Annotated in this window: 23 protein-coding genes; 8 read left to right on the forward strand and 15 right to left on the reverse strand. The window is 73.2% G+C overall.

Annotation, left to right across the window (positions count from 1 at the left end; genetic code table 11):
• Window positions 1-300: 300 nt before the first annotated feature.
• Entirely contained in the window at window positions 301-396 is a 96-nt protein-coding gene (locus ACFVUY_RS31250; protein WP_387695545.1) for a class III lanthipeptide, read from the reverse strand.
• Complete coding sequence (gene lanKC / locus ACFVUY_RS31255; protein WP_387735618.1) at window positions 393-2,960, reverse strand: class III lanthionine synthetase LanKC; 2,568 nt, start codon at window positions 2,958-2,960, stop codon at window positions 393-395. The genes ACFVUY_RS31250 and lanKC overlap by 4 nt, the downstream gene beginning before the upstream one ends.
• Before the next feature lie 214 nt (window positions 2,961-3,174).
• Between lanKC and ACFVUY_RS31260 the strand changes: the two genes are divergently transcribed.
• Window positions 3,175-3,822, forward strand: a complete 648-nt coding sequence (locus tag ACFVUY_RS31260) for a response regulator transcription factor (RefSeq protein WP_359899467.1) — start codon at window positions 3,175-3,177, stop codon at window positions 3,820-3,822.
• A 38-nt stretch (window positions 3,823-3,860) separates the two neighbouring features.
• Here ACFVUY_RS31260 and ACFVUY_RS31265 read toward each other — a convergent pair whose 3' ends face one another.
• The 4 genes from ACFVUY_RS31265 to mca form a co-directional block, all read right to left on the reverse strand.
• A complete protein-coding gene (locus tag ACFVUY_RS31265; protein WP_387735620.1) occupies window positions 3,861-4,787 on the reverse strand; it encodes an ArsR/SmtB family transcription factor in 927 nt (308 codons plus the stop codon).
• Window positions 4,788-5,093: 306 nt separating this feature from the next.
• The gene (locus ACFVUY_RS31270; RefSeq protein WP_387735622.1) at window positions 5,094-6,491 is read right to left on the reverse strand and encodes a sensor histidine kinase; all 1,398 of its coding nucleotides are present in this window, start codon (window positions 6,489-6,491) and stop codon (window positions 5,094-5,096) included.
• A 78-nt stretch (window positions 6,492-6,569) separates the two neighbouring features.
• Window positions 6,570-6,761: a hypothetical protein gene (locus ACFVUY_RS31275; protein ID WP_359899461.1), complete on the reverse strand. Its 192-nt coding sequence runs from the start codon at window positions 6,759-6,761 to the stop codon at window positions 6,570-6,572.
• A gap of 49 nt (window positions 6,762-6,810) precedes the next feature.
• Window positions 6,811-7,716, reverse strand: coding sequence for a mycothiol conjugate amidase Mca (gene mca, locus ACFVUY_RS31280; RefSeq protein WP_387695540.1), 906 nt, complete (start codon window positions 7,714-7,716; stop codon window positions 6,811-6,813).
• Between the two features lie 236 nt (window positions 7,717-7,952).
• Between mca and ACFVUY_RS31285 the strand changes: the two genes are divergently transcribed.
• Window positions 7,953-8,366: a DUF4307 domain-containing protein gene (locus tag ACFVUY_RS31285; RefSeq protein WP_387695538.1), complete on the forward strand. Its 414-nt coding sequence runs from the start codon at window positions 7,953-7,955 to the stop codon at window positions 8,364-8,366.
• Window positions 8,367-8,711: 345 nt separating this feature from the next.
• Window positions 8,712-9,212 carry a transcription elongation factor GreA gene (greA, locus tag ACFVUY_RS31290; RefSeq protein WP_359899456.1) on the forward strand — a complete coding sequence of 167 codons (501 nt, stop codon included), beginning with the start codon at window positions 8,712-8,714 and terminating at the stop codon, window positions 9,210-9,212.
• Between the two features lie 35 nt (window positions 9,213-9,247).
• Here greA and ACFVUY_RS31295 read toward each other — a convergent pair whose 3' ends face one another.
• From ACFVUY_RS31295 to ilvA, 3 genes are all read right to left on the reverse strand, one after another.
• On the reverse strand, window positions 9,248-10,105 hold the full coding sequence (locus ACFVUY_RS31295; protein ID WP_387695537.1) for an ABC transporter permease: 858 nt from the start codon (window positions 10,103-10,105) through the stop codon (window positions 9,248-9,250).
• 1 nt (window position 10,106) lies between these two features.
• A complete protein-coding gene (locus ACFVUY_RS31300; RefSeq protein ID WP_387695536.1) occupies window positions 10,107-11,150 on the reverse strand; it encodes an ATP-binding cassette domain-containing protein in 1,044 nt (347 codons plus the stop codon).
• A gap of 153 nt (window positions 11,151-11,303) precedes the next feature.
• A complete protein-coding gene (ilvA, locus tag ACFVUY_RS31305) occupies window positions 11,304-12,515 on the reverse strand; it encodes a threonine ammonia-lyase (RefSeq protein ID WP_359914017.1) in 1,212 nt (403 codons plus the stop codon).
• A gap of 122 nt (window positions 12,516-12,637) precedes the next feature.
• Here ilvA and ACFVUY_RS31310 point away from each other — a divergent pair, with 122 nt between their 5' ends.
• Window positions 12,638-13,120: a MarR family winged helix-turn-helix transcriptional regulator gene (locus ACFVUY_RS31310; RefSeq protein ID WP_387735624.1), complete on the forward strand. Its 483-nt coding sequence runs from the start codon at window positions 12,638-12,640 to the stop codon at window positions 13,118-13,120.
• 32 nt (window positions 13,121-13,152) lie between these two features.
• Here the strand turns inward: ACFVUY_RS31310 and ACFVUY_RS31315 are convergent, their stop codons facing one another.
• Entirely contained in the window at window positions 13,153-14,307 is a 1,155-nt protein-coding gene (locus tag ACFVUY_RS31315; protein ID WP_359914023.1) for a cystathionine gamma-synthase, read from the reverse strand.
• 263 nt (window positions 14,308-14,570) lie between these two features.
• Here ACFVUY_RS31315 and msrA point away from each other — a divergent pair, with 263 nt between their 5' ends.
• Both msrA and ACFVUY_RS31325 read left to right on the forward strand, forming a co-directional pair.
• A complete protein-coding gene (gene msrA, locus ACFVUY_RS31320) occupies window positions 14,571-15,236 on the forward strand; it encodes a peptide-methionine (S)-S-oxide reductase MsrA (RefSeq protein WP_387695533.1) in 666 nt (221 codons plus the stop codon).
• Between the two features lie 162 nt (window positions 15,237-15,398).
• The gene (locus ACFVUY_RS31325; protein ID WP_380634530.1) at window positions 15,399-15,761 is read left to right on the forward strand and encodes a cupin domain-containing protein; all 363 of its coding nucleotides are present in this window, start codon (window positions 15,399-15,401) and stop codon (window positions 15,759-15,761) included.
• Between the two features lie 10 nt (window positions 15,762-15,771).
• Here ACFVUY_RS31325 and ACFVUY_RS31330 read toward each other — a convergent pair whose 3' ends face one another.
• The 5 genes from ACFVUY_RS31330 to ACFVUY_RS31350 all read right to left on the reverse strand — a co-directional run bounded on the left by ACFVUY_RS31330 (window position 15,772) and on the right by ACFVUY_RS31350 (window position 20,961).
• Window positions 15,772-16,557: a hypothetical protein gene (locus ACFVUY_RS31330; protein WP_387695531.1), complete on the reverse strand. Its 786-nt coding sequence runs from the start codon at window positions 16,555-16,557 to the stop codon at window positions 15,772-15,774.
• Window positions 16,554-17,105 carry a SigE family RNA polymerase sigma factor gene (locus tag ACFVUY_RS31335; protein ID WP_387695530.1) on the reverse strand — a complete coding sequence of 184 codons (552 nt, stop codon included), beginning with the start codon at window positions 17,103-17,105 and terminating at the stop codon, window positions 16,554-16,556. Before ACFVUY_RS31335 ends, ACFVUY_RS31330 begins: the two co-directional genes overlap by 4 nt.
• A gap of 92 nt (window positions 17,106-17,197) precedes the next feature.
• Window positions 17,198-18,499 carry an Ig-like domain-containing protein gene (locus ACFVUY_RS31340; RefSeq protein ID WP_387735627.1) on the reverse strand — a complete coding sequence of 434 codons (1,302 nt, stop codon included), beginning with the start codon at window positions 18,497-18,499 and terminating at the stop codon, window positions 17,198-17,200.
• Between the two features lie 200 nt (window positions 18,500-18,699).
• Window positions 18,700-19,038, reverse strand: coding sequence for a hypothetical protein (locus ACFVUY_RS31345; RefSeq protein ID WP_359914041.1), 339 nt, complete (start codon window positions 19,036-19,038; stop codon window positions 18,700-18,702).
• 522 nt (window positions 19,039-19,560) lie between these two features.
• Entirely contained in the window at window positions 19,561-20,961 is a 1,401-nt protein-coding gene (locus tag ACFVUY_RS31350) for a cystathionine beta-synthase (protein WP_359914044.1), read from the reverse strand.
• A gap of 216 nt (window positions 20,962-21,177) precedes the next feature.
• Between ACFVUY_RS31350 and ACFVUY_RS31355 the strand changes: the two genes are divergently transcribed.
• Window positions 21,178-22,260, forward strand: coding sequence for an SGNH/GDSL hydrolase family protein (locus ACFVUY_RS31355; protein WP_387695528.1), 1,083 nt, complete (start codon window positions 21,178-21,180; stop codon window positions 22,258-22,260).
• Window positions 22,261-22,323: 63 nt separating this feature from the next.
• A complete protein-coding gene (locus tag ACFVUY_RS31360; protein WP_359914050.1) occupies window positions 22,324-23,544 on the forward strand; it encodes an acetyl-CoA C-acetyltransferase in 1,221 nt (406 codons plus the stop codon).
• The last annotated feature ends 134 nt before the right edge of the window (window positions 23,545-23,678 follow it).

Consider the following 23,678-nt stretch of genomic DNA (forward strand, 5'->3'; position numbering starts at 1 on the left):
ACGGCACCAAGGTGCCGGGATCAGCAGCTGAAGTAGCTGAGCGAGCTGAACGGGGCGTCGACGACGATCTCCTCGTCGAGCTCCTGAAGCGCCAGAATGTCGGCCATCAAAGTCACCTCCCCTCGCCATCTCGGCGGAACACGGCACCAAGGTGCCGGGATCAGCAGCTGAAGTAGCTGAGCGAGCTGAACGGGGCGTCGACGACGATCTCCTCGTCGAGCTCCTGAAGCGCCAGGATGTTGGCCATGTCAGTCACCTCCCCTCGCCATCTCGCCGGGACGTGGCACCGGGCCACGGGAATCAGCAGCTGAACGCGCTGATCGAGCTGAACGGGGCGTCGACGACGATCTCCTCGTCGAGCTCCTGAAGCGCCAGGATGTTGGCCATGTCAGTCACCTCCCCTCGTCGTCTCGCCGGGACGTGGTACCGGGCTCGGCCGGCTCCGGCGTCCACCCGTGAACGGGGTGGGCACCGGGGAGCAGGCACTGCCCGGGGCTCTTGGCGGCGGCCAGCGCCAGCAGGGCGCCGGCGGAGCCGGTGGCCAGGTCGGTGGAGAGCCGGATCAGCTGGTCCCCGTGCAGGACGCTGCCGTCCTGGTGGGGGGCCAGGTGCAGCTCCACCAGCCGGAGTTGGTCCTCCGCCTCGGCCCGCCAGTGCGGCAGGCGGGCGGCGACCTGGAACAGGGTGTAGGCGAGCCCGGCCCGGCCGTTGAACAGCCCGCCCTGGACGACCACCCGGACCGCGCCGGCCCGGGCCGCGGCCTCCAGCACCCGCTCGGCGCCGAGGGCTTCGGCCTGCGCGTCGGGCAGGGCCAGGACGGCGAGCGCCACTCCGGCCGAGCCCTCCGCCAGGTACGGCAGCAGCCGGCCCGAGCTGTACGTCTGCAGCATGTCGTCGACCAGCCGGCCGTGCCGCAGGTCGCAGCGGACGGCGCGTTCGGCGGCCTCCGCCCAGGCCGTGTCGCCGGTGAGGCGGGCACAGCGGGCGAACAGCACCGCCGGCCCGGACCAGCCGCGCAGCAGCCCCGGCCGGTCCAGCAGCCCGGCCTCGCCGATCCGCCCGGCGGCCTTGGCGGCCAGGGCGAGCGCCTCGTCCGTCGCGCCGGCCTCCAGCAGCAGCTGGGCGACGCCCGTCAGGCCGCCGTACAGGCCGAGCGAGGAGGGCAACGGGCCGGCCAGCAGCCGGTCCACCACGTTCGGGGCGTCCGGGTGCCCGAGCCGGTGGAACAGCCAGCCGGCTCCGGCCAGCCCGTCGTACAGCCCGCCGGGCGTGTCCGCCGGGGCGCGCCGCACGACGGCGGCGAGCCAGTCCAGTTGCTCCTCGTCCGGTGCGGCCCCGGCCAGGTGCCGGGCGAGCAGCACGCCGGAGGAGCCGTACGCCAGCCCGAGCGCGCCGCCGGGGCGCAGCCCGGCCACGTCGCCGGGATGGAGGCGGTCCTCCCGCCCGGGCGTCGCCGCCCCGTCGATGCCGCGCAGCAGGGCCGCGGCGGTGAGCTCCGCCCGGGGCCCGGCCGCGGGCCGGGCCCCGAGGTGGGGCCGCAGCGCCGGGGAGAGGGCGAGCCGCTCCGTCATCCGTTCGGCGAAGCCGGCGGGCACCGTCGGGAAGGACTCCGCGACGAGGTCCAGCAGCCCGCCGACGACGGCCGGGTTGCGCCGGGTGAGCGCGGTCAGCGAGACGAAGGCGGCGAGCTGGCAGCAGCCGAGAGCGAACAGGTCGGCCTCGCGGGCGTCGGTGATCGCCGGGTCGGTGAAGCCGGGGGCGCCGAGGGTGCGCCGGCGCGGGGTGTCGAGCGGCGTCGAGAGTTCGAAGTCGACCAGGGCGACGGTGCCGTCCGGACGGATCATGATGTTGCGGTGGTGGAGGTCCCCGAACGCCACCCCCTCCCGGTGCAGCGCCGCGACGCACTCCTCGACCAGCGCGAGCCGGGTGACCGCGAGCCCCGCGAAGTCGGCCAGCGTCCGGGCGTCCGGGCGGTGCCGGGTGAGCGGGTACTCCCGGCCCAGCCAGGCGCTGAAGGACTCGCCGGGGATGTACTCCATCACCAGGTAGTGGTGCTCCCAGCTGGTGAAGTACTCGTACAGCTCCGGCACGAACGGCAGGTGGCCGATCCGCTCCAGGGCGTCCCGCTCGACCAGCAGCCGGGCCACCGCGTCCGTCTCCGAGGCGTCCAGTCCGGCGTGCGGACGGGCCTCCTTGATGACGACCTGTCGGCCGTCCTCGTCCTCGGCGAGGTAGACCCCGCCGGCGTTGGAGAAGTGCAGCGCCTTGACCACCCGGTAGCGGCCGAGGCCGGCTCCCGCGTCGGCGGCGGCCGCGGCGATCCGCTCGGCCAGGAAGTCCGGGGTGGAGGCCCACTCCGGGACGGTGAAGCGCGGGCGCCGGGCGTCCGGCACCAGCCGGCCGTCCGGGTCCTCCACCGCGGGCACCCTGGTGCCGTCCGGCAGCTCGCACCACATCAGGGCGAAGCCTCCGTAGCGCACCGACACCGGGCCCTGGTTCCACCGCAGGTCGGACAGGACGTACGGACCGGGGCGACCGCCCAGCGCCTCGTCCAGTTCGGCGAGGACGGTCTCCAGCTCCGCGGCCGTCCGCGGGTAGACGGTGACGACCTTGCCGCTGGCGGACCGGTCGGCGTACTTGGCGTTCGTCACCGCGACCACCAGCCGGCTGCGCAGGTACTTCCAGGGCAGTCCGAGCCGGCGGCAGACCCGCCAGGCCGTCTCGATCGTCTCCTCGGCGGATTCGGGCGTGGCGCTGACGTGGACCTTCCAGCCCTGCTCCGGCAGCCGGGGGCCGCCGGGCGGTGCCAGCACCTCCCACACCCCCTGGGTGCGGCCGCGCCAGCCCTCGGGCAGCAGGCCCCCGCCCGGAGCGAACCGGGAGTCCCGGTCGTCACACCGCTCCAGGGCGTCGTACCACACCGGGTCGGCTATCGCATACGACTCGTATTTCGCGTCCACTTCGCCCTCCGCCCCCTTTCGAATATCCGCTGAACCGAATTCCGGTTTTCGTCGGAACTTTCGAAGCCTTGGCGCCCCGTTCCGACAGGAACCATCCTTCCCGGACGCCCCGTCACGTGACAACAGTGTTAAGCGGGAACTGAATCCGACACATACCAGGCGGAATCCCGGCCTTCACTTCGGAGGCGCCGAAAGCCCGTGCGATCATGACGCCATGAAGACGCGTGTCGTGATCGCCGACGACCAGGCGAGCGTCCGCCAGGGGTTCCGGCACATCCTGGCGGCCCAGCCCGACATGGAGGTCGTGGCCGAGGCCGCGGACGGCCTGGAGGCCCTGGAGGCCGTCCGCACCCTGCGGCCGGACGTCCTGCTGGTCGACATCCGGATGCCGGAGCTGGACGGGCTGGAGGTCACCCGACGGCTGACCGGCATCACCCCGGAGGTGAAGGTCGTGGTGGTGACCACCTTCGACCTCGACGAGTACGTGCACACCGCGCTGCGCAACGGCGCCTGCGGCTTCCTGCTCAAGCACTCGGGGCCCGCGCTGCTCGCCGAGGCGATCCGCTCGGCGGTGGTCGGCGACTCGCTGATCAGCCCGCAGATCACCACCCGCCTGCTGCACCACTTCACCGGCCCGCGCCGGGTCGACCGGTCCCCCGTCGAGCCGCTGACCGGCCGCGAGGAGGAGATCGCCGTCCTGGTCGCCGAGGGGCTGACCAACTCCGACATCGGCGCCGAGCTGTTCATCTCGCTGAGCACCGTCAAGACCCATCTGGCCAACCTCCAGCGCAAGTTGAAGGCCCGCAACCGGGTGGGCATCGCCACCTGGGCCTGGGAGTCGGGCCTGACCGAGCGCGGCTGAGCCGGCCCGCCCGCGACCGGCCGCACGACCCGGGCCCCTCATCGCAGCGCCCGCCGACGGCCCTCGACCCACCGCGGGGCCGCGCCGCCGAGGGGCCGGCCCTCCCTGCCCGACGGGGCCTCACCCCGCAGCAGCGCCCGCCCCAGCGGGGTGACGGTGTGCAGCACGCCGTTGCCGCAGCGCCGGGTGTCGATCAGCCCGGCCGCCCTCAGCACGGAGGTGTGCTGGCTGACCGCCGAGGCGGTCACGCCGAGCCGCCCCGCCAGCTCGCCGGTGGTACAGCCGTCCAGCACGGCGTGGAGGGCCGCGGCCCTGGTCCGGCCGACCAGGGCGGCCAGCGGCTCGTCCCCGCCCCGGCGGGCGCACCGCGCCGCGTCCGGCGCACCCGCGGGCACGGGAAGGCCGATCCGGTCGGGACGCATCGCGAAGAGCAGCGTCGGGGCCTCCTCGGGCTCCCCGCGCCGCGGCCTGAGCACCACCCCGGCGCCCTGCAGGAAGAGCGAGGGCACCAGCCGCAGCCCCCGCCCGTCGAGGGTGAGCTCGACGTCCCGCTCAGCGGGGATCTCCAGCACCGGGGCGGCCCAGCGGATCTGCGGGTGCAGCGTGCCGAGCAGCGCGTCCACGCCGCCGCGGCCGGCGATCTGGCGGCGGACGTCCCGCTCCGCCTCCAGCCGGGACCGGACGTCCGCCCAGCAGGGCTGCAGCGCCACCCGGTGGAACTCGCGGACCGCCGCGGCGACGTCGGCCCGCTGGACCACCGGCTCGGCGCCGCGGCCGGACGACACGATCCGGCCATTCGCCCACACCCGCAGTACGTCCCGGAAACCACCGTTGGCTCCCGAAAGGCGCCGCAGCCGCTCGGCCAGCACCGGCTGCCGCGCCAACTGCCCGCGGACGGCCCGCTGCCATGGGTGGAAGAATTCCCCGCCGCTCCGCCACGCCTCCAGTGCCAGCACCGCCTCCATCTCCTGGTCGACATTTCCAGCAATTCGTACACGAGCCAGATCCTCGGCAGACATCGCAATGCGAATCACAGGCTGTTCCCCCGCTCGGGATTCTTGCGTCGGGACGGCCCAGGGGAACCCCGCGCCCTGATCGCCGCACCGACATCCTTGCCCGCCCACGAGGCGCGTCGCCATCGGCCGATCGGCCCATTTGATCGTCCGGAACGCCGAATCGGCCGCCGCCGGATGTGCCGAATGGCCTGGATGGACCGGTCGGCAGGCTCGAATCAGCCGTCCGGCCGGGACCGGCGCAACCACCCCGCCCGGTCAGCCCCCGAGGCCCGCCACACCCTCCGTCGGCAGCACCGCACCGACCCGCCAGCCGCCCTCCGGCCCCGGTCCGGCCGTCAGCTCACCGCCGGCCGCCTCCACCCGTTCCCGCAGGCCCGCGAGGCCGAAGCCGCCGCCCTCCCGCTCCGCCCCGCCCAGCGCGCCGCCGGCACCGCCGCCACCGTCCGCACCCCCGGCTCCCCCGCTACCACCCGCACCACCACTACCGCCCGCCCCGCCGGGGTCCCCCGCCCCGCCCGGCACCCCGTCGTCGGTGACCGTGACGCGCAACGCCGGCCGCTCGCCGCACCGGTCCGGACCGACCTCGATCGCCACCTCCCGGGCCTCGGGCGCGTGCCGGCGGACATTGGTCAGCGCCTCCACCACCAGCCGGTAGCCGAGCCCGCTGATCGCCGCCGGCACCGCTGCCAGTTCGGCCTCCGTGGGGGCCTCCAGCCGCACCCGCGCGGAACCGCTGCGGGTGAACCGCTCGGCCAGCGCGGGCAGTTCGCTCAGGTCGCGGCGCAGAGTGCGCGCACCGGGCCCGCCCGCCGCCGCCCGTCCCGCGCCCCGTCCGGCTCCCGGGGCCGCCCCCCGGTCCGCCGTCGTCTCCGTCCCGGACCGCCCGCGCGGCTCCGGATCGGCGTCGTCCGCCGCGAAGACCTGCACGGTCCGGTCCATGGTGACCAGCGCCTGCCGGCCGGCCGCCTCGATCCCGGCCAGCAGCTCGACCACCCGCTGAGGGTCCTGCTGGGCCAGCACCTGCGCGGCCTGGGCCAGCACCACCACCCCGGTGACGTCGTGCGCGGCGAAGTCGTGCAGGTCGCGGGCCAGGTCCAGGCGCTGTGCCCGCCGCTCGGCCACCACCGCCGCCCGGGCACGGGTGTCCATCGAGCGCAGGTAGCAGCCGACCCCGACCACCGCGCAGGCCAGCAGCGCCGAGATCAGGCAGAGTTTGGTGGTCACCGCGGGCGGGGCCGGCGGTTCGGCCCAGACCCCGATCCGCAGCGGTATCAGCGCCACCGCCGCGACCAGCAGCGCGCCGTAGCCGAAGGCGGCCGCCGCCGGGGGCCTGCGCACCGCGGGGACGACCGGCGCGAGCAGCGCGACGGTCTCCAGCAGCCACCAGGACTCGATGCTGCCGAACACCGGTCCGCGGTAGCCGGCCGTCACCAGCAGCGACACGGCGCAGGCGGCCAGCACCGAAGGGCCCACCGCGCCGACCCGTCCCGGGGCCCAGAGCACCGGGAACAGCCCGGCCACCACCGCCACCGCGCCGGAGAGGACGATCAGCGGCCCCGGGTTCCCCAACCCCGCCACCGCGGCCGCCAGCACCCCCGCCGCCGCCGCTCCGTACCCCGCCCTGCGCACCACGGTGTGCCACGACCACGTCATGGTTCGGGATCCTACGAAGCCTGACGGCCCGCCAGGGCTGCTTCACCGAAGGCCGGTCCCGCGGGACCGGCCGACGGCTCACTCCTTCGGCGCCTCCGGCTGCTCGACGAAGTCGACCTTCTTGAACTGCCGGTTCATCGACTTGGCCAGGAACCAGGTCGCGACGCCGAGGGCCGCGAAGACGAGGAAGCCGAGCAGGCCGGGGGTGACCTTGGCGTCGTCGACGGCGAGGTCAGCGGCGATGTTGATGAGGTTCACGGAGGCGCTCATATCTCTATGGTGGCCCGGCTCACGCGGAGCCGGGCCGTCGGGGGGTGGTTCAGTCGCGCGTGTCGGCGGCCTCGGCCGCCAGGGTGGGGGTGCGCAGGCCGGCGAACAGGTCGTCCTCCGGCAGGTCCACGTCGACCAGGGTACGGGCGAGCTCGTAGTCCTCGGTGGGCCAGACCTCGCGCTGGACCTCCAGCGGGACGCGGAACCATGGGCCGTCCGGGTCGATCTGGGTCGCGTGGGCGATCAGCGCGCGGTCGCGGGTCTCGAACCAGTCGTCGCAGCGGACCCGGGTGGTGATCTCGCGCTCCTTGCGGCCGCTCTTCTCCCAGCCCTCGATCCACTCGCCGTACGGCGACTCGTGGCCGTGCTCGGTGAGGTACTCGTGCAGGGCCCGGATGCGGCCCATCGGGAAGCCGTGGTTGTAGTACAGCTTGAGCGGCTGCCAGGGCTCGCCGGCCTCCGGGTAGGCGTCCGGGTCGCCCGCGGCGTCGAACGCCAGCATGGTGATCTTGTGGGTCATGATGTGGTCCGGGTGCGGGTAGCCGCCGTTCTCGTCGTAGGTCGTGATGACCTGCGGCTTGAACTCGCGGATCAGCCGGACCAGCGGCTCCGCCGCCTCCTTGACGTCCTGGAGGGCGAAGCAGCCCTCGGGCAGCGGGGGCAGCGGGTCCCCCTCGGGCAGGCCGGAGTCCACGAAGCCCAGCCAGGCCTGCCGGACGCCGAGGATCGCCCGCGCCTCGTCCATCTCCTTGCGGCGCACCTCGTGGATGTTCTCCTCGATGTACGGGTCCCCCTGGAGCTTGGGGTTGAGGACCGACCCGCGCTCGCCCCCCGTGCAGGTGGCCACCAGCACGTCCACGCCCTGCTCGACGTACATGGCCATGGTGGCCGCGCCCTTGCTGGACTCGTCGTCCGGGTGGGCGTGCACCGCCATCAGTCGCAACTGCTCAGTCAACGCCTTGCGTTCCTTCCACACTCGTCGGGCGTTCCGCGAAGTCCGGGTCTGCCCACCGTTCGAACCGCTCACTCCGGGACCGCGTCGCCGCGGGGCCGGGCCGCGGAACGTCACCGGCGCGGCCGAGCCCTGCCCCCGCCGGACCGGCCGCGGGCGTGCCCCTCCTATAGTGACGGACTGGAGGAGCGTCGCATTCCCCCGCACCACCCCGCGCCCCCAGGAGAGGACGGAGTCCGATGAGTGCAGACACCACCGCCACCGGTCTGCCCGAGGGGCGCTACGGCCGCGGCGGCGACCGCGACCCGGACCGCCGCCTCAAGGTGATCGGCGCGGTCTGCGGCGTGCTCGGCCTGGGCCTGATCGCCTGGCTGGGCGGCTCCTACCTGCTGCGCGAGTCGAAGATCAACGGCTCGGTGCCGACCTTCCAGGTGCTCTCCGACTCCGAGGTCCAGCTGCACCTCACCGTGCGCAAGGGCGACGGGCAGGCCGGTACCTGCACGGTCCGCTCGCAGTCCGACGACCACGCGGTGGTCGGGGTCGCCGACTTCCCGGTCCCGGCGGCCGGCTCCAGCTACGACGCGGTGGTCACCCTGCGCACCACCGCGCGCGGCACCACCGCGGAGCTGCTGGGCTGCACCCCGGCCAAGTAGTGCGCCCCTGCCAAGTAGCGCACCCCGGCCAAGTAGCGCGCCCGGGCAACGCGCGCCCCGGGCGGCGCACCCGCCCCCGGTAGCGCGCATATTCGATCCGGGGAGCGGGCATCCGTAGAGGGTCCCGCACACCACTGCCGTACACCAGGGCGTAACGCCGCCGTCAATGGCGCGCAAACGCCCCTCCCGCTTGTCAGCAGGACTTGTTAGTCTCGTGGTTTCGCCCCTTCCGCACCGGATGGTACGGGAGCGGGCGTTGCTTTGTAGTTGAGACCGATATCACCACCGACCCCTGCTGACGACTCACACCCTCAGCACAGCCCCCAGCACCTACGAGGAGCACCCGTGACCCAGACCAGCGAGAACGTGACCTGGCTCACTCAGGCCGGATACGACCAGCTCAAGGCCGAGCTGGAACACCTGACCGGGCCCTGGCGCATCGAGATCGCCCAGAAGATCGAGGCGGCGCGCGAGGAGGGCGACCTCAAGGAGAACGCCGGTTACCACGCGGCGAAGGAGGAGCAGGGGAAGTACGAGCTGCGCATCCGTCAGCTGACCCAGCTGCTGGAGCGGGCCAAGGTCGGCGAGGCGCCGGCCGACTCGGGCGTGGTGGCCCCGGGCATGGTCGTCACGGTCGCCTTCGACGGCGACGCGGACGACCTCATGGAGTTCCTGCTGGCCTCCCGCGAGGTCGCGGGCGCCGACGACCTGGACGTCTACTCCCCGCAGTCCCCGCTGGGCCGCGCCATCGACGGCAAGCGGATCGGCGACGAGGCCACCTACGAGCTGCCGAACGGCAAGCCGGCCATGGTGAAGATCGTCAAGGTCGTGCCGCACGCCGGCTGATCCGGCCGCCCTCCGGTGTTCCGGGCGGCGCCCGGTCAGGCGGTCGAGGAGCGGTACTTGCGCACCGACAGCCAGGAGAACACCGCGGTGATCACGATCGACCACAGCACCGACACCAGCGCCGCGTGCTGCATCGGCCAGGCGCTGTCCACCGGCCCGACCTGGTTGCCGAACAGCACCCGGCAGGCCTGCACGGTGGCGCTGAACGGGTTCCAGTACGCGACCGGCTGGAGCCACTCCGGCATCGAGGTGACCGGCACGAAGGCGTTGGACACGAAGGTCAGCGGGAACAGCCAGATCAGCCCGGCCGAGGTGGCCGCCTCGGGGCTGCGCACCGACAGGCCGATCAGCGCGCCGATCCAGGAGAAGGCGTAGCCGAGCAGGAGCAGCAGGCCGAAGGCGGCGAGCGCGTTGAGCAGGCCGTCGTGGATCCGCCAGCCGACCAGCAGCGCGACCATCGCCAGCACGACCAGGATGAACGCGGTCTGGCACAGGTCCGCGAGGGTGCGGCCGACCAGCACCGCCGAACGGGCCATCGGCAGCGAGCGGAACCGGTCCACCAGCCCCTTGCTCATGTCCTCCGCGATGCCCGCCGAGGCGCCGGCGACGGCGAAGGTGACGGTCTGGGCGAAGATGCCGGCCATCAGGAACTGGATGTACGTGTCCGAGCCGGAGTTCGTGCCGGGGATCTTGATCGCCCCGCCCATCACGTACGAGAACAGCAGCACGAACATGACCGGCTGCATCAGCCCGAAGACCACGATCTCCGGGATGCGGGTCATCCGGCGCAGGTTGCGCTTGGCGACCACCCAGGAGTCGTGCAGGGCGGCGGCGACCCCCCGGCGCTGCCTGGGTATCGCCGGGCCGATGGCGTGCTCGGTGGCGGTGCTCATCTCAGCTCTCCTTCCCGGCCGCGACGGCCTGCTTGTCCGGCCCCGGGCCGCTCCTGCCCCGGCCGCGCGCCTTGCGGCCGGCACCGTTCTCCTCCTCGGGGCGCTCCTCGGCGACGTGGCCGGTGAGGGTGAGGAAGACGTCGTCCAGGGTCGGGCGGCGCAGGCCGATGTCGTCCATCTCGATCCCGCGGGAGTCCAGCTCGCGGATCACGTCGGCGAGCACCCGGGCGCCGCCGGTGACCGGCGCGGTGATCCGGCGGGTGTTCCGCTCCACCGTCGGTTCGTTCAGCGCGTAGCCGGACAGCGCGGCGACCGCGTCGGCGACCAGGCCGGGCTCGTGCACCACGACCTCGATCCGCTCGCCGCCGATCTGCGCCTTGAGCTGGTCGGCGGTGCCGCGGGCGATCACCCGGCCCTGGTCGACGACCGCGATGTCGTGGGCGAGCCGGTCGGCCTCCTCCAGGTACTGGGTGGTGAGCAGCAGCGTGGTGCCCTGCTCGACCAGCGTCTCGATGACCTCCCAGAGCGCGAGCCGGTTGCGCGGGTCGAGGCCGGTGGTCGGCTCGTCCAGGAACATCACCGGCGGCCGGACGACCAGCGCGGCGGCGAGGTCCAGGCGCCGGCGCATGCCGCCGGAGTAGGTCTTGGCGGTGCGGTCCTTGGCCGCGGTGAGGTTGAACCACTCCAGCAGCTCCAGCGCCCGGGCCTTCGCGGCACGGTTGCTCATCTGGTAGAGCTCGCCGACCATGGTGAGGTTCTCGAAGCCGGTCAGGTACTCGTCGACCGCCGCGTACTGGCCGGACAGGCCGATCAGGCTGCGGACCCGGTTGGGGTGCTTGAGCACGTCGACCCCGGCGACCACCGCGCGGCCGGAGTCGGGGCGGAGCAGGGTGGTGAGGACCCGCACGGTGGTGGTCTTCCCGGCGCCGTTCGGGCCGAGCAGCCCGAGCACCGTGCCCTCGGGGACGTCGAGGCTGACGCCGTCCAGGGCTCGTACGTCACCGAAGGTCTTCACCAGGTTCTCGGCTTGGATGGCTGGCGCCATGGCCTTGCCTCATCTCCTCGAACATATGGGGCGATCTGTCCCACTTTGCCCTGATATTGGGCGCACGGGCGACCCGATTCTCGGCCCGCGAGGCCAGAACGCGATGTATCGCGAGTCTCCCAGTACGCGATATATCGCGTCAAGGGAGGGTGCTCAGCGGGAGACCACGTACCCCGCGTCCCGCAACTCCCCGACCACCAGCGCGCAGTGCTCCGGTCCCTTGGTCTCCAGGTGCAGGTCCACCTCGACCTCGGTCAGCCCCAGCCGCGGGTCGATCCGCACGTGCGCCACGTCCAGCACGTTGGCGTCCACCCTGGTCAGCACCGACAGCAGGTCCGCCAGCGCGCCCGGCCGGTCCGCCAGCCGCACCCGCAGCGACAGGTAGCGCCCGGCCGCCGCCAGCCCGTGCCGCAGCACCCGCTGCATCAGCTGGGGGTCGATGTTGCCACCGGACAGCACCGCCACCACTGGGCCCTCGAAGGAGTCCGGCTGCTCCAGCAGCGCCGCGATCGGCGCCGCCCCGGCCGGCTCCACCACCAGCTTCAGCCGCTCCAGCCCGAGCAGCAGCGCCCGCGACAGCGCGTCCTCGGAGACCGTACGGATGCCGTCCGCCAGCGTGTTGACCACCTCGAACGGGATGTCGCCCGGACGCCCGACCATGATCCCGTCCGCCATGGTGGCGAAGTGCTCCAGCGACACCGGCCGCCCGGCCGCCAGCGAGGGCGGGTACGCGGCCGCCCCGGCCGCCTGCACCCCGACCACCCGCACGTCCGGCCGCAGCGGCTTGACCGCCGCCGCGATCCCGGCCAGCAGTCCGCCGCCGCCCACCCCGACCAGGACGGTCCGCACCTCCGGACACTGCTCCAGGATCTCCAGGCCGACGGTCGCCTGCCCGGTGACCACGTCCCAGTGGTCGAAGGGGTGGATGAACACCGCGCCGGTCGCCTCCGCGTACCGCTGCGCGGCCTGCAGGGCCTCGTCCACGGTGGCACCGTGCAGCCGCACCTCGGCGCCGTACTCGCGGGTCGCCGCGACCTTCGGCAGCGGCGCGGCCACCGGCATGAACACCGTGGAGCGCACGCCCAGCAGCGCGGCCGCCAGCGCCACTCCCTGGGCGTGGTTCCCGGCGCTCGCCGCCACCACCCCGCCGGCCCGCTGCACCGGCGAGAGTCCCGCGATCCGCACGTACGCCCCGCGCAGTTTGAAGGACCCGGTGCGCTGGAGGTTCTCGCACTTCAGGTGGACCGGCGCACCGATCAGCCCGGAGAGGTACCGGCTGCCCTCCATCGGGGTCACCCGCGCGACCCCGGCGAGCATCTTCTGGGCACCGCGGACGTCGTCGAGGGTGATCGGCCAGGTGTGCATGGCGCCAGACTACGGGTGGGGGCGGCGGCAATCCGGGATGTCGGGCCTGTTCCCGGGCCCGCCCGGCCCGCGTACTCTGCTGCTTCTGAGCCTCCCTCACCGCACGACGATCGTGAGCCGCGATGACGACGACCTCGCCCCAGGCCACCGACCGCATCGACCCCGTGCACGCCCGACTCCAGTACCAGCTCGCGGTGTTCGCGCGCCGGATGGAGCAGGTCCGGACCTCCGGCGGCGGGGTCGGGGCGCTGGACCGGGCCGCCTATCTGCTGCTCGACCGGCTGGAGCGGCACGGGCCGGCCAACGTCAAGGCCCTGGCCGAGGCCCTGGGCGTGGACTCCTCCACGGTGACCCGCCAGGTCGCCCCGCTGGTCGCGGCCGGGCTGGTCGGCCGGGTGCAGGACCCGGCCGACCGCCGTGCCGTACGGCTCGCGCTGACCTCGCACGGCGTCGGCCGGCTCACCGAAGTCCGGGACGGCCGGGCCGAGTTGACCCGCCGCCTGATGGCCGACTGGCCACCGGAGGAGCAGCACGCGTTCTGCGCCCTGCTGGCCCGCTTCAACCTCGCGATGGAGACGTACACGGCGGACCAGCAAGGGCAGTGAACGGCGACGAGGGGCCGCGGGCCCCTACCGCCTCAGCCCAGCGCCTGCTTGAGGTCGGCCAGCAGGTCGTCGATCGACTCGATGCCGACCGAGACGCGCACCAGGTCGGACGGCACCTCCAGCGCCGAGCCCGCCACCGAGGCGTGGGTCATCCGGCCCGGGTGCTCGATCAGCGACTCGACGCCGCCGAGCGACTCGCCGAGGGTGAACAGCTGCGCGCGGTTGCAGACCTCGACGGCCGCCTCCTCGCCGCCGGCGACCCGGAACGAGACCATGCCGCCGAAGGCCTTCATCTGCTTGGCCGCGATGTCGTGGCCGGGGTGCTCGGGCAGGCCCGGGTAGAGCACCTGGCTGACCTTCGGGTGGCTCGCCAGCAGCTCGGCGACCTTCTCCGCGTTGGCGCTGTGCCGGTCCATCCGGACGCCCAGCGTCTTGATGCCGCGCAGCACCAGCCAGGCGTCGAACGGGCCGGAGACGGCGCCCATCGCGTTCTGGTGGTACGCCACCTCCTCGCCGAGGCCCGCGTCGGCCAGCACCAGCGCACCGCCGACCACGTCCGAGTGGCCGCCCATGTACTTGGTGGTGGAGTGCACCACGGCGTCCGCGCCGAGCGCGATCGGCTGCTGGAGGTACGGGCTGGCGAAGGTGTTGTCGACCACCAGCAGCGCACCGGCGCCGTGGGCGACCTCGGCGAGCGCGGCCAGGTCGGTGATGCCCAGCAGCGGGTTGGACGGGGTCTCCACCCACACCGCGCGGGTGTTGGGGCGGATCGCCTCGCGGACGGTGGCCAGGTCCTGGGTGTTGGCCACGGAGAACTCGACGCCCCAGCGGGTCAGCACCTTGGCGAACAGCCGGAAGGTGCCGCCGTAGGCGTCGTTGGGGATCACGATGTGGTCGCCCGGCTTGAGGATGCTGCGCAGCAGGGTGTCCTCGGCGGCCAGGCCGGAGGCGAAGGCGAGGCCGCGGGCGCCGCCCTCCAGCGCCGCGAGGCACTCCTCCAGCGCGGTACGGGTCGGGTTGGCGCTGCGGCTGTACTCGTAGCCGCCCCGCAGGCCGCCCACCCCGTCCTGCTTGTAGGTGGACACCTGGTAGATCGGCGTGACGACGGCCCCGGTCTGGGGGTCTGCCTCCTGACCCGCGTGGATGGCGAGGGTCTCGAAGCCCTGAGGAAGCTGGTGCTCGGTCATGGGTCCGAGCCTAGTGTGCGAATGCCGTCCAGCCCGCACGAACCGACGATCGGGACGAACCCGCAGGTGGGAGTGGGGATGCGGCGGGCCGCAGGCGCGGCGGGCGGGCCCCTTCGGCCGCCGCGACCCCATCGGTCGAACACGCGTTCAGCGTCGGGCCCGACCGGCCGCCGCCGACGCACGCGAACGGCCGCTCCCGGAATCCGGGGGCGGCCGTTCGCGTTGCACACCGTGCCAGGATCCCCGACCCGCTGGAGCAGGCCGTGCTGTTCAACCGCCACAAGACCTCGCTCGTCCCCGCCGACCAGGCGCTGCCCGGCCGGCCGACCCCGGCCTTCACCCTGACCGAGCCGCACACCGTGCTCGGGCACCCGCTGACCGGCCCGTACCCGGACGGCCTGGAGGTGGCCGACTTCGGGCTCGGCTGCTTCTGGGGCGCCGAACGCGTCTTCTGGCAGCTCCCCGGCGTCTGGACGACGCTGGTCGGCTACCAGGGCGGCCACACCCCCAACCCGACGTACGAGGAGGTGTGCAGCGGGCTGACCGGGCACACCGAGGCGGTCCGGGTGGTGTACGACCCGGCGGTGATCCCCTACGAGCGCCTGCTGAAGACCTTCTGGGAGGCGCACGACCCGACCCAGGGCAACCGCCAGGGCAACGACGTGGGCACCCAGTACCGCTCCGCCGTCTACACCCACTCCCCGGCCCAGGCCGAGGCCGCGGCGGCCACCCGGGACGCGTTCCAGCCCTCGCTGACCGCGCTCGGTTACGGCCCGATCACCACCGAGATCGCCCCGGCGGGCCCGTTCCACCCCGCCGAGCCGTACCACCAGCAGTACCTGTCGGAGGCCAAGAACCCCAGCGGCTACTGCGGTCTCGGCGGCACCGGGGCCTCCTGCCCGATCGGCGTGGCCCGCACCCGGGGCTGACCTCCCGGGCGCCGGGGAAGGCCCGGACGCGGCCCGGGGCGGCCCGGGGAGCGGCCACTCAACGTGACCGATCCCCGATCGGGGCGCAGACTGGAAGGGCCAGCAGGGCCGGCCCGGCCACCCGCTGGTGGCCGGGCCGTCCTCGTGGGAGAGGAGTGCGCCATGTCCGGTCTCTACCAGCGGAACTTCGACGATCCCGAGGAAGTCCGTCCCTTCGAGGAGGGCACGGGGGAGCTGCGACTGGTCAACCTGGACGGCGGCCCGGTGGGCCGGGCCGTGTTCGAACCGGGTTGGCAGTGGTCCAAGCACGTGAAGCCGATCGCCGGGACCGACAGCTGCCAGGCCTCCCACGCCGGGTACGTGGTCTCCGGCCGGATGAAGATCGTCATGGACGACGGCCGGGGATTCGAGGTCGGCCCCGGCGACTTCATGCTCTGTCCGCCCGGGCACGACGCCTGGACGGTGGGCCCGGAGGCCTGTGTGATCGTCGACTGGCAGGGCTTCGCGGACTACGCGAAGCGGTGAACGGAACGCCTCAGAGCATGGCGGGCGGCTTCTCCACCACCCCGTCCGCCGCCTGGCCGGGGCTTCCCGCCAGGAGCTTCCCGGCGGCGTCGTAGGCCCCGACGGCCGGGACGGCCTGCAGCCTCCCCGTCCGGAGGTCGGCCCGCGGCAGGTCGCCGTAGTAGGAGATCCAGCCCTGCATGCCCGGGGTGGTGAGCAGGGTGGCGACGGTGGGCCTGCCGCCCACGAAGAGGACGATCCGGGCCGGGGTCGGCCCCCGGTAGTAGCTGTGCACGACGAGGCGGTCGGCCGTCTCGTTGTAGGCCAGGGTGATGCCGGGCCGGTCGTACGGCATGCCGGGGGCGGAGAGGACGTCGGTGCACGCCGTGCGCCCGTAGGTGCCGGTCGCCGGTTCGACGGTGTCCTGGCAGTCCTGGGCCGGGGTCACCGACAGCCGGATCCCGGGGACCACCTCGACCTTCTCCTTCGCCGCGACCCGCTTCACCGGCGACAGCGGCAGCCCGGTCGGCGACGGCGCGGTGGGCACCGGGACACCGGGCGCCCCCGCGGCCGTCGCGGCCGAGGGCGCCGTCGCCGCCCCGGCCCCGCCCGCGATCCGCCCGGCGTGCCGGGCGTTCCCGGCCGTCACCGCCGTCACCCCGCAGACCACGGCCACCGCGACCACGGCGGCCCCGGTCCCGGCCCTGCGCCTGGCCCGGCGGCGTCGGGCGCCCGCGATGATCACCACCGGGTCCGGCCCGACCGCGTAGGGGTCCTCGTCCTTGAGCAGTTCGCCGATCCGGCGCTCGAAGCTCATACCGTCACCTCGATGTGCGTCGTGGGACCCACCGCCACGCCGGAGCGGTCGGCGAGTTCGGGCAGTGCGCGCAGCTTCGACATCGCCCGGTGCAGCGTGCTCTTCACCGTGCCCGGGGCGATGCCCAGTTCGGCCGCGATGGCGGCCTCGGTGAGGTCTCCGTAGTACCGCAGCACGACGACCGTCCGCTCCCGGCGGGTGAGCGTGCCCAGCGCCTGGTGCAGCACGGCCCGTTCGGCCTGCCGTTCGGCGAGGTCGTCGGCGAGCGGCCGGTCGGGGACGCGTTCGATGGGCAGCTCGTGGTTGCGCAGCCGGCGCCACCAGTCGCGGTGCTGGTTCACCACGATCCTGCGGACGTACGCGGTGGGGTCGTCGCCGGTGATCCGGTGCCAGTGCAGGTAGGCGCGTTCCAGCGCCGACTGCACGATGTCCTTGGCCCGGTCCGGGTCTCCGGTCAGCAGCTCGGCCAGCCGCAGCAGTTGGCGGCCGCTCCCGGCGACGAACGCGCTGAACTCGTCGTCCTGTCGCTGCCTCTGCTCGCGTTTCACACCCGTCCTACTCCTCGGGCGGACCGCGAGGTTCGGTCCGCCCGGGAAGTTCTTCCGGCCGAGAGTGCTTCCGGCCGGGGTGCGGCGGCGGGTCAGACGGCGCTGCCGGCCTTCCAGGCGGCCCAGCCCATGTTCCAGCCGTTCAGCCCGTTGTCCGGGGCGACCGTCTTGTCGCCGGAGTTCACGACCTCGACCACGTCGCCGACCATCGAGGACTTGTAGAACTTGAAGCCGTCCGTACCGGTGTCCTGGGCGCCCTGGGCGTCCCGCAGGCCGATGCAGCCGTGGCTGGTGTTCTGGCCGCCGAAGATCGACGGCGAGGACCAGTAGTTGCCGTGGATGAAGGTGCCCGAGGTGCTGAGGCGCTGGGCGTGCGGCACGTCCGCGATGTCGTACTCGCTGCCCAGGTTGACCGTCTGGGAGTTCATCCGGGTCTGGGTGTACTGCTCGGAGATCACCATCTTGCCGCCCCAGGTGGTGTGCTCGGGCGAGCCGCCGGAGATCTTGTACACCGCGCTGACCTGGCCGTCGGTGGTGACGGTGAGCTTCTTGGTGGCGAGGTCGGCGACGCTGGTCTGGGCGCGGCCGATGGTGAAGCTCACGTCCTTGGACTGGGTGCCGTAGACGCCCTTGGCGCCCTCGACGTCCTTGAGCCGGAGCTTGAGGGTGACCTTGGTGCCCTTGGCCCAGTACTCCTGCGGCCGGAAGTCGAGGCGGGTGCTGGAGAACCAGTGGCCGACGATCTCGACGCCCGGCTCGGCTATCACCGTGATCGCCTGCTGGACGGCCTTGCGGTCGGTGACCGGCTTGCTGAAGTTGATCGAGACCGGCATGCCGACGCCGACGGTGGAGCCGTCCTCGGGGGTGAAGTAGCCCACGAAGGTGTTGGCCGGGGTCGCCGTGGTGAAGACGGCGTTGGAGTCCGCCTCCAGCTTGTCCTTGTCGAGGGCGGTGGCGGCGACGGTGTACTTGGTGCCGCTGGCGGGGGCGGCGGCCGAGGTCCAGCCGGTGCCGTCGGCGGAGAGCTGGCCGGCCAGCTCCTTGCCGGTGCCGTCGGTGACCTTGACGCTGCTCAGGGTGCCGTTGGCCACGGTGACCTTGACCGGCTCGCTGAAGCTCGCGGAGGCGGCGCCGTCGGCCGGGGCGACCGTGATGACCGCGGCCGAGGTCTTCGGGGCGCTGCTCGCACCGCCACCGGCCGGGGTGCCGTTCGCTCCGCCGGAGCCGCTGCCGCCGCCGTTGCCGCCGGCGCCGGCGCCGTTACCGCTGCCGGTGCCGCTGTTGTCGTTGCAGGCCGCCAGCAGCAGGACGGGCGCGCCGATCAGTCCCGCGAGGACCCCGCGTCGGCTCCAGTTGCTTCCGGCCACCCGCCCCTGACCGTCCCGTGCCGTCACGTCGCGTCTCCCTGCTGATCATCCCGGGCATTACGGATACAGAAACGCAATACGCCCGTTCACGGTTCCATCACCGAAGGGTAAGCGATCGTATGAGATGACCCAACTTCCCGACGAACAGGGACGAAACGCCCGGCCCGCGGAGCGGACCGGGCGTTCACGGGTGGTGACGGCGAGCACCGTCACCCGGCGGTTCCGTCCTACTCGGCGGACCCCTCCACCTGGTACTCGTCCCACTCCTCGTCGTCCGGGTCGAACTCGGTCTGCGCCGACTCCCAGGTCGCCGAGGCGAGCTCCACGCCGGGCACGTCGCCGAGCAGCGCGACGGGGTCGATGAAGTGGGCGAGCGAACCCGACGGGTCCACCTCGATGGCCTCGACGGACTGGGCGCGCTCCTCGTCGTCGAGGTACTCGTCCGCGGTGACCGCCTCCAGGGCGGCGGCCTTCAGCGCGCCCTCGTCGGTGATCTCCGCGATGAGCTCGATCTTCACCCGGACGTAGCGCGGGGCATCCTGGTCGGTCGTTTCAGTGCTGGTCATGCGTGCGAGCGTACGGGACGGCCGCGCCCGGCGCGGAGCACGGGCGGCCGCCCGGAGCACACCCCGCGCGCCCGGCGCGAACAGCGCGAACGGAAGGGGCCGGCCCCTCGGAGAAGGACCGGCCCCACCGTTGCCCCGCCTGGGCTCCCCCACCCGGGAGCCGCGGGGACACGCGCCGTGCGGCGCGGTGCTGCCGCGGGAGCCGCCGCACCCTGTCAGCCGGCCGGGGCCGGGCAGGGGCGGGACGACGGCGCCTCCCACGGCGGAGGACACAGCGGCCGGGTCAGGGCCACCCGATGTGTCCGGAGCCGACCGCGGTCGCCGGGGAGCCGCTCCCGGACGGTTGCCGTCGCCTCACTCGGCGTCCTGCCGTTGACCACCACGATGCCCGAGCCGTGTTAACCACGTGCTGCGGACAGGTGACGCCGGTGTACCACTTCCGCCGTGAACGAATCCTCCGCGCCCGTCCGCGGCAACGGGAGCGTGACGACAGGGCGGTGACGGGGCGCCGGTGACGCCGGGTCAGTGCTGGCTGCGACCGGTCAGGAAGCCCAGCAGGTCCTGGCGGGTGACGATGCCCTGCGGCTTGCCCTCGACCAGCACGACGGCCGCGTCGGCCTTCTCCAGCACGGTCATCAGGTTGGTGACGGTCTCGCCCGAGCCGACCACCGGCAGCGGCTTGGACATCACCTTGTCCAGCGTGTCGGTGAGCTCGATGTCCTTGGCGAAGATGCCCTCCAGCAGCAGCTTCTCCACCACCGAGCCGATCACCTCGCCGGCCATGATGTCCGGGTGGCCGGCCCCCGGGGAGACCACCGGCATCTGCGAGACGCCGTACTCGCGCAGCACCCGGACCGCCTCGGCGACCGTCTCGTTGGGGTGCATGTGGACGAACTGCGGGACGCCGCCCTGCGCGATGGACTCCTTGCGGGCCAGCACCTCGCCGATGTGCGCCTCGTCGGTGGACGAGGGCAGGAAGCCGTAGTCGGCCATCCAGTCGTCGTTGAAGATCTTCGACAGGTAGCCGCGGCCGCCGTCCGGCAGCAGCACCACCACGACGTCGTCCGGCCCGAGCCCGCGGGCCACCTCCAGCGCGGCCACCACGGCCATGCCGCAGGAGCCGCCGACCAGCAGGCCCTCCTCCTTGGCCAGGCGGCGGGTCATCTGGAACGAGTCCTTGTCGGAGACGGCGACGATCCCGTCCGCGACGCCGCGGTCGTAGGCGGTCGGCCAGAAGTCCTCACCGACGCCCTCGACCAGGTACGGCCGGCCGGTGCCGCCCGAGTAGACCGAGCCCTCCGGGTCGGCGCCGATCACCTGGACCTTGCCGCCGGAGACCTCCTTCAGGTAGTTGCCGGTGCCGGAGATGGTGCCGCCGGTGCCGACGCCCGCCACGAAGTGGGTGATCTTCCCCTCGGTCTGCTCCCACAGCTCCGGGCCGGTGGAGTGGTAGTGCGAGGCCGGGTTGTCCGGGTTGGAGTACTGGTCCGGCTTCCAGGCGTTCGGGGTCTCCCGGACCAGGCGGTCGGAGACGTTGTAGTACGAGTCCGGGTGCTCCGGAGCGACGGCGGTCGGACAGACGACCACCTCGGCGCCGTACGCGCGCAGGGTGTTGATCTTGTCGGTGGACACCTTGTCCGGACAGACGAAGATGCACTTGTAGCCCTTCTGCTGGGCCACGATCGCCAGGCCGACACCGGTGTTGCCGGAGGTCGGCTCGACGATGGTGCCACCCGGCTTGAGGGCGCCCGAGGCCTCGGCGGCCTCGATCATGCGCATCGCGATGCGGTCCTTGACCGAGCCACCGGGGTTGAAGTACTCGACCTTCGCCAGCACTGTCGCGCTGATGCCCTCGGTGACCTTGTTCAGCTTGACCAGCGGCGTGTTGCCGACCAGATCGATGATCGAGTTGTGGTACCGCACGGGGATCCTCCCGGAGTGTGGGCGTGCGACTGCTTATCGGTACTGCAAAGCGTAGGGCGTGGCACCCGCCCCGCGGTTCCCCTCCATCCCACCGCCCCCAATGGCCCACCCCCGCCGACACCCCCGGTACTCCCGGCCCCCGCGCGGGTAAGAGCGCTGTGCAGGCATTGCCGTGGCCCGGAGGGGCCGGCAGGAGCACGGGAAGGGGGCACCGGGATGCCAGGGGCGCAGCACTCGCGGGCCCGGGTGGCCCGCCGGATCGCCACCGCGGCGGCGTACGGCGGCGGCGGGCTCGGCCTGCTCGGGGTGGGCCTGGTCGGCCTGCTGCTGACCGAGAGCAAACTCGCGATCCAGGCCATCGGCGTCCTGGAGACCCACCCGCCCAGGGCCGACGGCGTCTACGGCGAGGCCTTCGCCGACCACTCCGCCGCCCCGCAGGCCCCGCTCGTGCTGGCCGTCCTCGGCGACTCCACCGGCGCCGGTCTCGGCGTGGCCCGCTCCGGCGAGACGCCGGGCGCGCTGCTGGCCGCGGGCCTCGCCTCAGTGGCCGAGCGCCCGGTCCGGCTGGTCAACGTGGCCCGCTCCGGAGGCCGCTCCGCCGACCTCTCCGGCCAGCTGGAGCAGGCGCTGCCGCACCGCCCGGACGTCGCCGTGATCATGATCGGCGCCAACGACGTGACCCGGCACAGCCCGGCCCAGCTGGCCGTCCGCCAGCTCGGCGAGGCCGTCGCCGCCCTGCGCGCCAACGGCTGCGAGGTGGTCGTGGGCACCTGCCCGGACCTCGGCACGATCAAGCCGGTGCGGCCGCCGCTGCGCTGGGTGGCCCGCCGGCTGAGCCGGCAGCTGGCCGCCGCGCAGACCATCGCGGTGGTGGAGGCGGGCGGCCGGACGGTCTCGCTGGGCTCACTGCTGGGCCCGGAGTTCGCCGCGCGCCCCGAGATGTTCGCCGCCGACCGCTACCACCCCTCCGCCCAGGGCTACGCGACCGCCGCGATGGCCGTACTGCCCTCGGTCTGCGCCGTGCTGGGGCTCTGGCCCCAGGAGGACCGCCCGGCCACGGCCGTCCGGGGCGCCGCGGTGCTGCCGGTCGCGGTCGCGGCCGCCGCGGCGGCCGGGCGGGAGGGCACCGAGGTGGCGGCCGTGGCGGCGGAGGGCGCGGGCCGCCGCTGGGCCCAGCTGAGGCACCGGCTGCGGATCGGCCCGACCGGCCCGGAGAGCGGGAAGGAAGCCGGTCCGCATCCCGGCGAAGCCCCTGGGAATACGTCGGCCAGCTCACACGCTGGTGCGGGTGACGACTGACCTACCAGGCGGTAACTTTCCTCCCGGACGCCAGGTCCGCCGTCACCCAGCGAGGAGCCCGCCATGCCCGAAGCCGTCATCGTCAGCGCTGCCCGTTCGCCGATCGGCCGGGCCTTCAAGGGCTCGCTCAAGGACGTCCGCCCGGACGACCTGACCGCCCACGTCATCCAGGCCGCCCTGGCCAAGGTGCCCCAGCTCGACCCCCGCCAGATCGACGACCTGATGCTGGGCTGCGGCCTGCCCGGCGGCGAGCAGGGCCACAACCTGGCCCGCATCGTGGCCGTCCAGATGGGCATGGACTACCTGCCCGGCGCGACCATCACCCGCTACTGCTCCTCCTCGCTGCAGACCACGCGGATGGCGCTGCACGCGATCCGGGCGGGCGAGGGCGACGTGTTCGTCTCGGCCGGCGTGGAGACCGTCTCCCGCAGCGTGAACGGCACCTCGGACGGCATGCCGGGCACCATGAACCCGGTCTTCGACGAGGCCCAGGCCCGCACCAAGAAGCGCGCGGAGGAGGGCGGCGGCGCGTGGCACGACCCGCGCGAGGACGGCCTGCTGCCGGACGCCTACATCGCGATGGGCCAGACCGCCGAGAACCTGGCCGCGCTCAAGGGCATCACCCGCGCCGAGCAGGACGAGTTCGGCGTCCGCTCGCAGAACCTCGCCGAGGCCGCCATCGCGTCCGGCTTCTGGGAGCGCGAGATCACCCCGGTGACGCTCCCGGACGGCACCGTGGTCAGCAAGGACGACGGCCCGCGCGCCGGCGTCACCCTGGAGGGCGTGTCCGGTCTGAAGCCGGTGTTCCGCCCGGACGGCACCGTGACGGCCGGTAACTGCTGCCCGCTGAACGACGGCGCGGCCGCGCTGGTCATCATGTCCGACACCAAGGCCCGCGAGCTCGGCATCACCCCGCTCGCCCGGGTGGTCTCCACCGGCGTCAGCGCGCTCTCCCCCGAGATCATGGGCTACGGCCCGGTCGAGGCCTCCCGGCAGGCGCTCAAGCGGGCCGGCCTGACCATCGACGACATCGACCTGGTCGAGATCAACGAGGCCTTCGCGGCCCAGGTGATCCCCTCCTACCGTGACCTCGGCGTGGACCTGGACAAGCTGAACGTCAACGGCGGCGCGATCGCGATCGGCCACCCCTTCGGCATGACCGGCGCCCGGATCACCACCACCCTGATCAACTCCCTGCAGTGGCACGACAAGCAGTTCGGCCTGGAGACCATGTGCGTCGGCGGCGGCCAGGGCATGGCGATGGTCGTCGAGCGCCTGAGCTGACCCCCGGGTCACCCTCCGAAGGGTCTGGACCACCCATTTGGAGTGACGCAGCGTAATTGAGGGCCGAATCACACCGCGAGGTCGATCCGGCCCTCTTTTCGTTCGTTTTCGGCCCGGAAATCGACACTGCGGAG

The organism is Kitasatospora sp. NPDC058063, from assembly GCF_042885395.1.
In the GTDB taxonomy this organism is placed as follows: domain Bacteria; phylum Actinomycetota; class Actinomycetes; order Streptomycetales; family Streptomycetaceae; genus Kitasatospora; species Kitasatospora lactacystinica.